This is a genomic window from Sphingobium sp. SCG-1, assembly GCF_002953135.1.
Classification (GTDB): Bacteria; Pseudomonadota; Alphaproteobacteria; order Sphingomonadales; family Sphingomonadaceae; genus Sphingobium.
Genome location: NZ_CP026372.1, coordinates 1,152,861 through 1,165,531 on the forward strand (window position 1 = coordinate 1,152,861; position 12,671 = coordinate 1,165,531).

Here is a 12,671-nt window from a genome sequence, read left to right on the forward strand (position 1 = left end):
ACCGGCCGAGGGGCGCGGGACCGGAAGAAGCTTGACTAAATGCGCGACATCTATAGGGCCGCCGACGGGCCACGCGGTCCCAACGCCGCGCAGCTCTCTGTAAGGAGACGCATACATGACTGATGTTACTGCCGCCGGCGCAACCCTTGCGCCTGCTCCGAAGCCCGCTACCAAGCCGGCTCGCCCCTTCTTCTCTTCCGGACCCTGTGCCAAGCCTCCGGGCTGGAGCGCCGCTGCGCTCGCCACGGATTCGCTCGGCCGCTCGCATCGTTCGAAGATCGGCAAGACGCGCCTTCAGTATAGCATCGACCTGATGCGCGAATTGCTGAACCTGCCTGACACGCACCGCATCGGCATCGTGCCGGGGTCGGACACTGGCGCCTTTGAAATGGCGATGTGGACGATGCTCGGCGCGCGTCCCGTAACCGCGATGGCCTGGGAAAGCTTCGGCGAAGGCTGGGTGACGGACGCGGTCAAGCAATTGAAGATCGACCCGACCGTCGTGCGCGCCGATTACGGCCAGTTGCCCGATCTCACCTCTGCCGATTTCAGCCATGACGTGCTGTTCACCTGGAATGGCACCACCTCTGGCGTGCGCGTCCCCAATGCCGACTGGATTCCAGCGGACCGCGAAGGACTGACCTTCGCCGACGCGACCAGCGCGGTGTTCGCCTATGACATCGACTGGACGAAGATCGACGTCGCCACCTTCTCCTGGCAAAAGGTGCTGGGCGGCGAAGGCGGCCATGGCGTCCTGATCCTTGGCCCCCGCGCTGTCGAACGCCTCGAAACCTATACGCCCGCATGGCCGCTACCCAAGGTGTTCCGTCTCGTGTCGAAGGGCAAGCTCACCGAAGGCGTGTTCAAGGGCGAAACGATCAACACGCCCTCGATGCTGGCCGTCGAAGACGCGATCTTCGCGCTGGAATGGGGCAAGTCGATCGGCGGGGCCGCTGGCCTGATCGCACGCAGCGACGCCAATGCCGCCGCGCTCGACAAGATCGTCGCGGATCGCGACTGGCTCGGCCATCTCGCCGCCGATCCGGCGTCGCGCTCGAAAACCAGCGTGTGCCTTACCGTCGAAGGCGCGGACGAAGCGTTCATCAAGAGCTTCGCCGGTCTGCTGGAGAAGGAAGGCGCGGCCTATGACATCGCCGGATATCGCGATGCCCCCGCAGGCCTGCGCATCTGGTGCGGCGCGACCGTCGACACTGCCGACATCGAGGCGCTCGGCCCATGGCTCGACTGGGCCTATGCCGAAGTGAAAGCCGCTTAACTCCCTCGCTACCCAATCACGTCGTCCCAGCGAAGGCTGGGATCGCAGGCCCCTAGGTCCGACCCAGCCGCCTGAGATCCTGACCTTCGTCAGGATGACGAATAGCAGAAAGGCTATTTGTCATGCCCAAAGTCCTCATTTCCGACAAAATGGACCCCCGCGCCGCCGCCATCTTCCGCGACCGTGGCGTCGAAGTCGACGAAATCACCGGAAAGACGCCGGAAGAGCTGAAGGCCATTATCGGCCAATATGACGGCCTCGCCATCCGCTCCTCGACCAAGGTGACGCAGGAAATCCTCGACGCTGCGACGAACCTGAAAGTGATCGGCCGCGCAGGCATCGGCGTCGACAATGTCGATATCCCCGCCGCTTCGGCCAAGGGCGTCGTCGTCATGAACACCCCGTTCGGCAATTCGATCACCACCGCCGAACACGCCATCGCGCTAATGTTCGCCCTCGCGCGCCAGTTGCCGGAGGCCGACGCCTCGACGCAGGCCGGCAAATGGGAGAAGAACCGCTTCATGGGCGTCGAAGTCACCGGCAAGGTGCTGGGCCTCATCGGAGCGGGCAACATCGGCTCGATCGTCGCGGACCGCGCGCTGGGCCTCAAGATGAAGGTCATCGCGTTCGACCCGTTCCTGACGCCCGAGCGCGCCGTGGACATGGGCGTGGAGAAAGTGACGCTGGACGACTTGCTCGCCCGCGCCGACTTCATCACCCTGCACACGCCGCTGACCGACCAGACCCGCAATATCCTGTCGGCCGAAAACCTCGCCAAGACGAAGAAGGGCGTGCGCATCGTGAACTGCGCGCGTGGCGGCCTGATCGATGAAGCGGCCTTGAAGGCGGGTCTCGATAGCGGCCATATCGGCGGCGCGGCATTGGACGTGTTCGTCACCGAGCCGGCCAAGGAAAGCCCCCTGTTCGGCACCCCCAACTTCATCTCGACTCCCCATCTCGGCGCATCAACCGACGAAGCGCAGGTCAATGTCGCACTGCAAGTCGCCGACCAACTCTCCGATTACCTGCTGGATGGCGGCGTCACCAACGCCCTCAACATGCCGAGCCTGTCGGCCGAGGAAGCCCCGAAGCTCAAGCCCTATATGGCGCTGGCCGAAAAGCTGGGTAGCCTGCTGGGGCAACTTGAGGGTGACAAGGTGCAGGGCGTTTCGATCGAAGTCGAAGGTCATGCGGCTGAACTCAATCAGAAGCCGATCACGGCGGCGGTCCTCGCGGGTCTGATGCGCGCCTATTCCGACACAGTGAACATGGTCAACGCCCCGTATCTCGCCAAGGAACGCGGCCTTGACGTGCGCGAAGTCCGCCACGACCGCGAGGGCGCCTACCAGACTCTGGTGCGCGTCACCGTGCAGACGCCAACCGGCGAACGTTCGGTCGCGGGCACGCTCTTCGGTCCGACTCAGCCGCGCCTCGTCGAACTGTTCGGCATCAAGGTCGAGGCCGATCTGGCAGGCAACATGCTCTACATCGTCAACCAGGACGCGCCCGGCTTCATCGGTCGTCTGGGTTCGACGCTGGGGCAGGCGGACGTCAACATCGGCACCTTCCACCTCGGCCGCCGCAATCAGGGCGGCGAGGCGGTGCTACTGCTGTCCGTCGATGGCACCGTGACCGAGCCGCTGCTTTGGGACATCTGCAAGCTGGCGGGTGTGAAGACCGTGAAGCTGCTGCGGTTTACGTGAGGTATGCGGGGTGGGAGATAACGCCTCTCACCCCTCCAGATCCCGTGACCCTTTCCCCGTTCGTCCTGAGCCTGTCGAAGGACTAGCCTGAGCGAAGACGAAGGCCGCCTCACTTCGTTCGGCTTGGCCCTTCGACAAGCTCAGGGTGAACGGAGGTTGGGGTATGGCCTCTCCTCCAAAACTCGCTAGAAGCGCCAGCCATGACCAAGCATAATCAAGCCATCGCCGGGCTGCTGCCCGAGGGCCTGTCCGACCGCCTGCCTCCAGCCGCCGAGGCATCGGCAAATCTGGCGCGCACCGTGCTCGATACGGTGGCGGCGCATGGCTATGCCCGCGTCATGCCGCCGATCGCCGAGTTCGAGGAGACGCTGACGCAGCGCCTCAAGTCCGCCCCTGCGAAGGATCTGCTGCGCGTGGTCGACCCGGTGTCGCAGCGTACGCTGGCCCTGCGCCCCGACATGACGGCGCAAGTCGGACGGATCGCCGCGACGCGCCTTGCGGCGGCGGCGCGCCCGCTGCGCCTTTCCTATGGCGGCCCTGTCCTCAAACTGCGTGCCAATCAGCTTCGCCCCGAGCGCGAGCGGTTGCAGGTCGGCGCGGAACTCATCGGCACGGACAGTGTCGCGGCGGCGGTCGAGATCGTCAATGTCGCGATCGAGGCGCTACAGGCGGCGGGCGTCACCGGCATCACCATCGATTTCACGCTTCCCGACCTGATCGACACGCTGGCGGCTGGGCCGATGCCGCTGGGTGACGACGCGCGCGAACAGGTGCGCGTCGAACTGGATGCGAAGGATGCCGGTGCGCTGGTGGCATTGGGCGAAGGCGCTGCCGCCTATCTTCCGCTGATCGAGGCGGCGGGTCCGTTCCATGCGGCGATGGAGAAGCTGGAGGCTATCGACGCCGCGACGGGGCAGGGCGCCATCGCCAGCCGCATCGCGGCACTGCGCGCCATCGCAAAGCCGGTCGGCTGGGACATCACCCTGACGCTCGATCCCACGGAACGCCACGGCTTCGAATATCAAAGCTGGTTCGGCTTCTCGATCTTCGCCGAGGGGTTTGTCGGGGAAATCGGGCGCGGCGGCTGCTACACGATCCTGCGCAGCGGCGGCAGCGAAGAGCCCGCTGTCGGCTTTTCGCTCTTCCCCGATCCGCTGATCGACGCCGGTTTCGGGCAACTCCCCACCAAGCGTCTGTTCCTGCCTCTCGGCCATGATGCGGAGCGTGCGAAGGCCTTGCGCACGGAAGGCTGGCGCACAATTGCTGCACTCTCGGACCGTGACGACGGTGCAGCATTGGGCTGCGACCATTGGCTCGATGGGAGGGACGTGCGGAGTTATTAGAGGGGTTGGTGCGGCTTTTGGCGTGTATGGTGCCAACGCGGATGACTAGAGAGTCTGAGAAAGCGGAAGGATGTGAACGCGGGTAAGTGGTGCAAGCGGCATTGTTGTTGCTTCCGCGTAGTTAACCCAAACGGCTTCTTCGATCTCAAGCTGCGTCTTGGGGGTGTGCTGAGTACGTACGTGAAAGACTTCAGCCTTCACGACAAAGTCTGCTTCGTTAGCCGCCGCAGCAGAAAACTGGCCGAGGGAGCGAGCCTCATTATCGGCCAACGACAGCCCGATCTCTTCACCTAACTTGCGTCGAAGCGCTGATAGCGCATCTTCGCCATCCTCTATCTTGCCCCCGGCTTGCATGAACCAGGGGGTGCCAGCCTTCCAAACTAGCAGCAGCCGTCCGGCTCCATCGTCAATCAAGGCCGCCGCAATTTGGATCGTGCGATTAGCTCTCTGTCTCATCCGAATAGGGTAGCAGGCACGAAAATCGGTTCAACCGACGTTTATGGGGCAGTCCGGTCCTTCTCCCGCGCAGTCACCAACCCACCTTCACCGCACTTTACCCAGAATCTCGCGCGCTCGCGGTTCGAGCCGCTCCACCGCCGCAGCATGGATGCCGGGCGCGCAGCATAATACGCCGAACGCCGTGGGGTCTTTGCGATTGAAGCCGAGCGGCCGCCCCAGCGCATCGCTCACCGCAGCACCCGCTTCCTGCGCGATCAATGCGGCGGCGGCGATGTCCCATTCATTGCCCCAGCGGATCGTCGCCAGCAGATCGGCCTCGTCCGCCGCGACCATCGCCATCCGCAGCGCAATGCTGTTGGGCTTTGCGACGGCCGTGAGATCATGGTCGACCTTCGGCAAGGCATCGGCGGGAACGCGCGCGCCGGGCAATTGCTGGCGCTGACTCGCTACCAGCGCGCGGCCATTCCGTGTCGCGCCGCCATTGGCCTGCGCGATCCACAACTCGTTGCGGGCAGGCGCTGCCAATATCCCGAAACGGGGGAGTCCCGCCTCCACCAGCGCCACAGATACCGCCCAACCAGGCCTTCCGCGCAGATAATCGCGAGTCCCGTCGATCGGATCGACCACCCACACCCGGTCGGTGCCCAGCCGATGCGCGGTGTCCGCCGTTTCCTCCGATAGCCACCCCGCATCCGGTGCCAGATCGTGAAGCGCGCGCTTCAGCATGGCGTTCACGTCCATATCGGCATCGCAGACCATTTCTCCGGGTGTCTTTTCCCAGCGTTCCACCTTGGTCTTGCCGCCCGCCCACAGGGTCAGGGCATGGTCGGCGGCTTCCGCCACCGCGTCTACTGCCTGCCGGAATAAGCGGTCTGCCATGGTTATCCGCCTGCCACCATCATCCCGTCGATCCGGATCGTCGGCACGTTGGTCGCATAGCGGAAGACGAGATCATTGGCGGGGACAAGGTTGCGGAACATCTCGATCAGATTGCCCGCAATGGTGATTTCCGCCACCGCGCCCACCACACCGCCATTCTCGATCAGGAAGCCGGACGCGCCACGGCTGTAGTCGCCCGTCACGCCATTGACGCCCATGCCGATCAGGTCGGTGACATAGAGCCCGCGCTTCACGTCCGCCATCAGGTCGCCCGGCGTCGCGTCGCCCGGCTCCATATGCATGTTACTCGGGCCTGCGCCCGGTGCGCCGCCCGTGCCCCGACTGGCGTGGCCGGTGGGATCGAGGCCCAATTGCCGCGCCGATGCGCTGTCGAGCAGCCATCCTGTCAGCACGCCCGCATCGATCAGCGCGCGGCGCTGCGTCGGCAATCCCTCGCCATCGAAGGGCCGCGATCGCAGGCCGCGCAGCATCAACGGATCGTCGATGATCGTGACGCCGCTGTCGAAGATCGCCTCTCCCAGATGATCGAGCAGGAAGCTCGACCGGCGCGCAATCGCCGGGCCGACCATCGCACCCACCAGATGCCCGATCAGGCTCGATCCGACGCGCGGATCGAAGATCACCGGCATCGGCCCGCTCTCGATCTTGTTTGGGTTCAGCCGGGCGACGGCGCGTTGCCCGGCCTTGTTGCCGATCGTCTCGGCAGCGTCCAGATCGACGATATGCCGCACGGTATGGCTGGCATAATCGCGCTGCATGCCCGCCCCTTCGCCCGCCAGCACGCTGGCATAGGTCGAATGGCTCGTCGCGCCATAGCTGCCCGCAAAACCATGGCTGGTTGCAAGCGCGATCTGGCTGCGGCCCGATGACGCCCCGCCGCCTTCGCTGTTCGTCACGCCGGGAACGGCCCGCGCCGAGTCTTCCGCTTCGAGCGCGCGCAATTTCAGCGCCGCCGGATCAGGCTCGCCCTTGTCGCACAGATCGAGCGCAGCGGGCTTGCGCGTCAGCAAACGGTCCTGCGGCGCAAGTCCCGCATAGGCGTCCTGGGGCGCCTGCTCCGCCATGGCGATGCACCGCTCGACCAATGTGGCAAGGCTGGCCGGGTTCATGTCGGAGCCGGAGACAGTCGCCGAACGCTGGCCCAGGAACACCCGAAGCCCGATCTCCTCGCCCTCGGACCGCTCGACATCCTCCAACACGCCCAGGCGGACGGAAACATTGGTCGAGGCATTGCACACATAGATCGCATCGGCGGCGTCGGCACCGGCCTTACGGGCGGCTTCCACCAGATTTTCCGCGCGCTTCTGCGCTTCGTCGAGACTGAGCATAGGGGTGAGAAGGACTCATGGGGTTCAGGGAAGCCCGCGCCTTAGCGGCATGGGGGCACAGGTGCAAATATGGGGTGGCGGGTTGGTTTTTCATCCCCCTCGCGCATTCGCGCCACCCCCGCTATCGTGGCCCCAGGAAACAACAGGGACGGAATGAGGATGGCCGACTGGAACAGGCGCAAGCCGTTTGAATCATTGACGGCGCGTGAGGAAGGGCAGCGGCTGATCCCGACCCTTTCCTGGCCGCATCTGCTGGCCTTGGGCGTCGGCGCGATCGTCGGCACGGGGATATTGACGCTGATCGGCGTGGGAGTCGACCGCGCGGGACCGGCAGTGTTGCTGTCCTTCGCAATCGCGGGCGCGATCTGCGCCTGCGCGGCGCTTGCCTATGCGGAGATGGCGACGATGATGCCCGCCGCCGGCAGCGCCTACACCTATAGCTATGCAGTGCTGGGCGAGTTGGTGGCGTGGGTGGTCGGCTGGTGCCTGATCCTCGAATATTCGCTGGTCGTCTCGACAGTGGCGGTCGGCTGGTCGGGCTATGCGACGCCCTTGCTGACGGCAGTCGGCTTCCCGCAGGCGCTGGCCGCCAGTCCCGCGCTGGGCGGCATCATAAACCTGCCTGCGATCTTCATCATCGGCGTCGTGGCGCTGTTGCTGAGCATCGGCACGCGGGAGAGCGCACGGCTCAACACGGTGCTGGTCATCATCAAGATTGCTACGTTGAGCCTGTTCGTGTTCTTCACCCTGCCGGTGTTCGATGCCGCCAATTTGAAGCCGTTCATGCCCTTCGGCTTTGCCAAACATATGGGGCCGGACGGTGTCGAGCGCGGCGTGATGGCGGCGGCGGCGATCATCTTCTTCGCCTTCTATGGCTTCGACGCGATCTCGACAGCGGCGGAGGAAACCAAGAAGCCGGAGCGCGACCTGGCCATCGGCATCGTCGGGTCGATGCTCGCCTGTACGCTGATCTACATCTTCGTGGCGGCGGCGGCCGTTGGCGCATTGCCGTTCGCGCGCTTTGCCGACAGCCCCGAGCCGCTGGCGCTGATCCTGCGCGAACTGGGACGGGGTGAGGTGGCGCGGATCGTGGCCATCGCCGCCGTCATCGCCCTGCCGACCGTTTTGCTCGGTTTCCTCTACGGCCAATCGCGCATCTTCCTGGTGATGGCGCGCGACGGCTTCCTGCCCATCAGCCTCGCGCGCATATCGAAGCGCGGAACGCCGGTGCGGATCACGATCCTGACCGCCTCGCTGGTGGCGATCATCGCGGGCCTCCTCCCCATCGATCAGATCGCGGCGCTGGCCAATGCAGGCACGCTGATCGCCTTCGCCGCCGTTGGCCTCTGTATGCTCGTCATGCGCCGCCGCGCCCCCGATCAGCGCCGCCCGTTCCGCGTGCCGCTGGCATGGGCGGTCGGACCGGGCGCGATTCTCGGCTGCCTCTATCTCTTCACCAGCCTGCCCACGAAGACGCTGCTCTATTGCCTCGTCTGGAACGTGATCGGGCTGGCGCTATACTTCGCCTACGGACGGCAGCGCAGTGTCCTGGGCCGTTAGCCAGAACCGGAACAGATGATGCGCCACCGCCATCTCGGGCGGTGCGATGAAGGGCGCGTTCGGGTCACCGGTCAGCGAGGCACGGACCTCGTCAGCCGTGACCCACATCGCATCTTCCAGCTCGGTCTTGTCGATGGTGAGCACATCGCTGCGCGCGTTGGCGACGCAGGCGATCATCAGCGAAGAGGGGAACGGCCAGGGCTGGCTCATCGCGTACCGCACGTCGTCCACCACGATGCCCGCTTCTTCCCATAATTCGCGCGCAACGGCTTCCTCAATCGTTTCGCCGGGTTCGATGAAGCCAGCGAGCGCCGAATAGCGGCCAGCGGGGAAACGCGGCTGGCGACCTATCAGCACGCGGCCCTCATGCTCAGCCAGCATGATCGTTACCGGATCGACGCGGGGGAAATGCTCTGCACCGCAGCCACGAAGCTCGCTCTCGCTGCCGCTGACGGCGCTTGCCGGGCATCGCCGCGCCCATCCCGCCTTGATAGGCGCGGTCGGCGTCCCGCAATTGGCGCAGAAGCCATGGCGCGCGTGCCAGTCGATCAGGCTTCGCGCCGTGCCGTACAGCGCCAGTTGGTCGGGCGACAGCAGGGGGGCGACATTCCAGACCTGCGGCGCGAACTTGGCGGCGTTGCCCGAAGCCGGGTCCAGCCACACGAACAGCGGCCCCTCATCGCCGACGCCCAGCAACGCGAACTCCTCAAATGACGCAGCCGAAGGCAGCGCCCCGGCCGCAAGCTTTGTGCCGTCCACTTCCGGGTCCAGCCCATTCAGCAGGATCATCCGCGCGCGCGGATCGGTAAAAGCGCGTCCCGCCGCCGCCGGATCACTGCGTATATGGTCCGCCCGGTCCAGCGTACCGCCGACAAATCCCGGCTGCTTCATAAAATGCCCATCCTCCGGTCAGTCCCATCGATCTTATCCGGCATAGGCTTCGTCCTTCTTCAACACAGCGTCGGCGACTTTGACGAACAGCGTGGGCAAGCCGGCTTCTCCGATGCGGTCGAGCGGCCACCATTCCCCGTCGTTCTCCGTCATGCAATCGCTATCTACCTCGGCCATGTGCACGGCGAGGGAAAGCGCGAAGTGCGTGAACACATGCCCGACCGGCGCAGGCAATGTCGCCCACTGCGCCGCGAACGGCATGGCGGCGTTCGGCGCAACGGACCAGTCCGATCCCGGCAATCCGCGCATCCCGCCCAGCAGGCCCCGGGCCGGTCGGCGCTCCAGCCACAGCTTGCCATTATGCGTAATCCACCAGACATGGCCGATCCGCTCCGGCTTGGCCTTTTTCGCCGCCTTCACCGGAAAGGCCGCAGGATCGGCAGTCCGGAACGCAGCGCAATCCTCTCGCAGCGGGCAGATACCGCAGGCCGGATTGCGAGACGTGCAGATCGTCGCGCCCAGATCCATCATGGCCTGCGCGAAATCACCCGCCCGCGCATCCGGCGTAATAGTCTCGGCAAAGGCACGGATTTCGGGCCGCGACGCAGGCAGCGGCGTAGCGATCGCAAACAGCCGCGAAACGACGCGCTCCACATTGGCGTCGACCACGACCGCGCGCTGCCCAAAGGCGATCGCCGCCACCGCCGCAGCCGTATAGGCGCCAACGCCCGGCAGCGTTCGGATGTCGGCCTCCCGATCCGGAAAGGCCCCGTTCCAATCGCGTACCACGGCGCGCGCGCAGGCCAGAAGGTTGCGCGCCCGCGCATAATAGCCCAGCCCCGCCCAGGCCGTCATCAGCTCCGCATCCTCCGCCGCCGCCAGATCGGCAACGGTCGGCCACCGCTCGGTAAACCGCAGGAAATAGGGAATGACCGCAGCCACGGTCGTCTGCTGCAACATCACTTCGGACAGCCAGACGCGATAGGGATCGGTCGCATTGGCGCCGGGCGACGCGCGCCATGGGAGACGCCGGGCATGCCTGTCATAATGAACGAGCAGGCGCTGCGCGATGGAAGAAGTCTCGACGGGCATGGGCCGCCTATGCCATTAAGACGCGCATGACGGAACGCCTTGATCCCCCTGCGCCGAAACAAAAGGCCGCGTCCCGCAAAGCCGTCGCCAAACCGGCGGAAGAGCGTCCGCGAATCAATGGACCGCGGGCGATAGCCGACCTGATGCCGGACATCGGCCGCGCCGCTTTCCGCAAATTCGGCTTCGTGCAATCGAGTATCGTCACGCGCTGGGCCGACATCGTTGGCAAGCATTACGCCGATATCAGCACGCCCGAATCGATTCGCTTTCCGGTGGGGAAGAAAGCAGGCGGCACCCTGTCGCTTACGGTATCGAGCGGCCATGCGCCGATGCTGCAACATGTGCTGCCCGACATCATCGAGCGAGTGAACCGCTTCTTCGGCTATGCCGCCATCGCAAAGGTTGCGATGCGGCAGGGGCATGTCGAACCCGCAACGCCATTACGATCGCCCCCGCCGAAGAACCTCCGCCCGATCCCGATAGAGCTTGGCGATTCCCTGCGCGATATCGGCGATCCGGAATTGCGCGCGGTGCTCGAATCGCTGGCGCAGGGGCTTGCCAATTCCAGTGGTTTGCCCAAGATCAGTTGACCCCTTCTACCGAGACATTTCCCCATGAAAATCCGCGCGCTTATCCTTGGCCTTGCCGCCCTTGTTCCTGCAACCGCCATTGCGGCGAAAGCCGTCGACTGGACGAGCCGGGTGACAGTCTCCCCGATCGGCGGGCATGTGATGGGCAATCCCGCCGCGCCGACGAAGGTCGTGGAATATATCAGCTACACCTGCAGCCACTGCGCGCATTTCGTGAACGAAGGCGCGCCGCAACTCAAGGCAGGCTGGGTAAAGACGGGCAAGGCGACGGTCGAAGTCCGCAACGCCGTCCGCGACCGCTATGACATGACCGCAGCGCTGCTGGCGCGCTGCGGTGGCCCCGCCCGTTTCTACGGCAATCACGCGGCGCTGTTCGCCAACCAGAGCGCCTGGATATCGCAGATCGAAGCCTATGAAGCCGCCAACAGCAAGCCTTCGCCTGATCAGAAACCATCCGCGATATTGCAGGACATCGGCAATAAGACCGGCCTGTACACAGTGATGGCGAAGCGCGGTTTTAGCCCTAAACAACTGGACGCCTGCGTCGCCGATCCGGCGGCGCTGAAGGCGGTGACAGGCATGACCAACGACGCGTGGAACGTGACCAAGATTACCGGCACGCCCAGCTTCTTGCTCAACGGCAAACTGATGGCCGACACATCCACATGGGAAGCGCTGCGTGCCGCATTGCCCGGCGGCGGCAAGTGAATTAAACCCGCGCGGTAAATGCCTCCCTAGTTGACGGAAACGATCTGCATGAAATTCCTGACCGGCCTTGCCACCGTTGCTTTTGCGCTGTCCCTTGCTGCTTGTGGAGACAAGGAAGGCGGCGATGCGTCGTCACCGGCTGGGCCCGTCGCGGCCGTGGCCGCCCCTGCAGGCACGACATGGGCCGATACGGTCGCGACCACGCCGGAAGGCGGGTTCGTCATGGGCAACCCGGACGCCAAGGTGAAAGTCACGGAGTTCGCCTCCTACACCTGCAGCCACTGCGCCGAATTTTCCGCCAAATCGTCGGACGAGATCCGCAACCTCGTGAACAGTGGCAAGATGAGCTACGAACTGCGCAATTATGTCCGCGATCCGCTCGACATGACGATGTCATTGTTGGCGCGCTGCGGTGGAGCCGGGCCGTTCTTCCCGCTTTCCGAGCAATTCTTCGCCAATCAAGCGGCCATGTTCGAGAAGGTGCAGGCATGGGGTGACGCGCCCTATCAGGCGGCAATGGCCGCGCCGCCCGAACAACGCTTCAACATCCTCGCCAACGGCACGGGCCTGACAGAATTTGCCATGCAGCGCGGCATCGCACAGGATCAGGCCAAGCAATGCCTCGCCAACACTACCGAAGCCGAAAAGCTGGCCAAGGGCGTTCAGGAGGCGACCACCAAGTATAACATCACTGGTACGCCGACGCTGCTGATCAACGGCACCGTCGTTGAGAATGCCGCGACATGGGAAGTGCTTCGCGAGAAGCTGAAGGAAGCCGGGGTCTGATTGACACGCGGGGGGCCGTTCTCTTTTAATACGGG

12 protein-coding genes are annotated in these 12,671 nt (G+C 64.7%); 7 read left to right on the forward strand and 5 right to left on the reverse strand.

All coding sequences use genetic code 11. The features are described 5' to 3' along the window. Positions 1 to 115 precede the first annotated feature (115 nt). The 3 genes from C1T17_RS05225 (at position 116) to C1T17_RS05235 (ending at position 4,322) form a co-directional block, all read left to right on the forward strand. Positions 116 to 1,276 carry a phosphoserine transaminase gene (locus tag C1T17_RS05225; RefSeq protein ID WP_104952531.1) on the forward strand — a complete coding sequence of 387 codons (1,161 nt, stop codon included), beginning with the start codon at positions 116 to 118 and terminating at the stop codon, positions 1,274 to 1,276. Between the two features lie 122 nt (positions 1,277 to 1,398). After that, the gene (gene serA, locus C1T17_RS05230) at positions 1,399 to 2,979 is read left to right on the forward strand and encodes a phosphoglycerate dehydrogenase (protein WP_104952532.1); all 1,581 of its coding nucleotides are present in this window, start codon (positions 1,399 to 1,401) and stop codon (positions 2,977 to 2,979) included. A gap of 200 nt (positions 2,980 to 3,179) precedes the next feature. Further along, the gene (locus C1T17_RS05235; protein WP_104952533.1) at positions 3,180 to 4,322 is read left to right on the forward strand and encodes an ATP phosphoribosyltransferase regulatory subunit; all 1,143 of its coding nucleotides are present in this window, start codon (positions 3,180 to 3,182) and stop codon (positions 4,320 to 4,322) included. A gap of 45 nt (positions 4,323 to 4,367) precedes the next feature. Here C1T17_RS05235 and C1T17_RS05240 read toward each other — a convergent pair whose 3' ends face one another. The 3 genes from C1T17_RS05240 to C1T17_RS05250 all read right to left on the reverse strand — a co-directional run bounded on the left by C1T17_RS05240 (position 4,368) and on the right by C1T17_RS05250 (position 7,009). Next, entirely contained in the window at positions 4,368 to 4,736 is a 369-nt protein-coding gene (locus C1T17_RS05240) for an NUDIX hydrolase (RefSeq protein WP_262982730.1), read from the reverse strand. Between the two features lie 129 nt (positions 4,737 to 4,865). Next, on the reverse strand, positions 4,866 to 5,660 hold the full coding sequence (locus C1T17_RS05245) for an inositol monophosphatase family protein (RefSeq protein WP_104952535.1): 795 nt from the start codon (positions 5,658 to 5,660) through the stop codon (positions 4,866 to 4,868). 2 nt (positions 5,661 to 5,662) lie between these two features. Continuing rightward, a complete protein-coding gene (locus tag C1T17_RS05250; protein WP_104952536.1) occupies positions 5,663 to 7,009 on the reverse strand; it encodes a TldD/PmbA family protein in 1,347 nt (448 codons plus the stop codon). Positions 7,010 to 7,168: 159 nt separating this feature from the next. On the opposite strand from C1T17_RS05250, the gene C1T17_RS05255 reads away from it, so the two are divergent. After that, the gene (locus C1T17_RS05255) at positions 7,169 to 8,569 is read left to right on the forward strand and encodes an amino acid permease (RefSeq protein WP_104952537.1); all 1,401 of its coding nucleotides are present in this window, start codon (positions 7,169 to 7,171) and stop codon (positions 8,567 to 8,569) included. On the opposite strand, the gene nudC is transcribed toward C1T17_RS05255, so the two are convergent. Then, entirely contained in the window at positions 8,525 to 9,460 is a 936-nt protein-coding gene (gene nudC / locus C1T17_RS05260) for an NAD(+) diphosphatase (RefSeq protein ID WP_104952538.1), read from the reverse strand. The two genes, C1T17_RS05255 and nudC, sit on opposite strands and share 45 nt — an antisense overlap. Before the next feature lie 33 nt (positions 9,461 to 9,493). Continuing rightward, positions 9,494 to 10,552, reverse strand: coding sequence for an A/G-specific adenine glycosylase (mutY, locus tag C1T17_RS05265; protein ID WP_104952539.1), 1,059 nt, complete (start codon positions 10,550 to 10,552; stop codon positions 9,494 to 9,496). A 26-nt stretch (positions 10,553 to 10,578) separates the two neighbouring features. On the opposite strand from mutY, the gene C1T17_RS05270 reads away from it, so the two are divergent. From C1T17_RS05270 to C1T17_RS05280, 3 genes are read left to right on the forward strand one after another with little or no spacing between them, the layout of a single operon-like run. Next, on the forward strand, positions 10,579 to 11,142 hold the full coding sequence (locus C1T17_RS05270) for a DUF721 domain-containing protein (RefSeq protein ID WP_104952540.1): 564 nt from the start codon (positions 10,579 to 10,581) through the stop codon (positions 11,140 to 11,142). Between the two features lie 24 nt (positions 11,143 to 11,166). After that, the gene (locus C1T17_RS05275; RefSeq protein WP_104952541.1) at positions 11,167 to 11,850 is read left to right on the forward strand and encodes a thioredoxin domain-containing protein; all 684 of its coding nucleotides are present in this window, start codon (positions 11,167 to 11,169) and stop codon (positions 11,848 to 11,850) included. A gap of 48 nt (positions 11,851 to 11,898) precedes the next feature. Further along, positions 11,899 to 12,636: a thioredoxin domain-containing protein gene (locus C1T17_RS05280; RefSeq protein WP_104952542.1), complete on the forward strand. Its 738-nt coding sequence runs from the start codon at positions 11,899 to 11,901 to the stop codon at positions 12,634 to 12,636. Positions 12,637 to 12,671: the final 35 nt, after the last annotated feature.

Coding starts and splice junctions, on each gene's coding strand:
- C1T17_RS05255 (WP_104952537.1), top strand. CDS start 7,169: ATGGCCGACTGGAACAGGCGCAAGCCGTTTGAATCATTGACGGCGCGT.
- mutY (WP_104952539.1), bottom strand. CDS start 10,552: ATGCCCGTCGAGACTTCTTCCATCGCGCAGCGCCTGCTCGTTCATTAT.
- nudC (WP_104952538.1), bottom strand. CDS start 9,460: ATGAAGCAGCCGGGATTTGTCGGCGGTACGCTGGACCGGGCGGACCAT.
- C1T17_RS05280 (WP_104952542.1), top strand. CDS start 11,899: ATGAAATTCCTGACCGGCCTTGCCACCGTTGCTTTTGCGCTGTCCCTT.
- C1T17_RS05245 (WP_104952535.1), bottom strand. CDS start 5,660: ATGGCAGACCGCTTATTCCGGCAGGCAGTAGACGCGGTGGCGGAAGCC.
- C1T17_RS05250 (WP_104952536.1), bottom strand. CDS start 7,009: ATGCTCAGTCTCGACGAAGCGCAGAAGCGCGCGGAAAATCTGGTGGAA.
- C1T17_RS05235 (WP_104952533.1), top strand. CDS start 3,180: ATGACCAAGCATAATCAAGCCATCGCCGGGCTGCTGCCCGAGGGCCTG.
- C1T17_RS05270 (WP_104952540.1), top strand. CDS start 10,579: ATGACGGAACGCCTTGATCCCCCTGCGCCGAAACAAAAGGCCGCGTCC.
- C1T17_RS05275 (WP_104952541.1), top strand. CDS start 11,167: ATGAAAATCCGCGCGCTTATCCTTGGCCTTGCCGCCCTTGTTCCTGCA.
- serA (WP_104952532.1), top strand. CDS start 1,399: ATGCCCAAAGTCCTCATTTCCGACAAAATGGACCCCCGCGCCGCCGCC.
- C1T17_RS05225 (WP_104952531.1), top strand. CDS start 116: ATGACTGATGTTACTGCCGCCGGCGCAACCCTTGCGCCTGCTCCGAAG.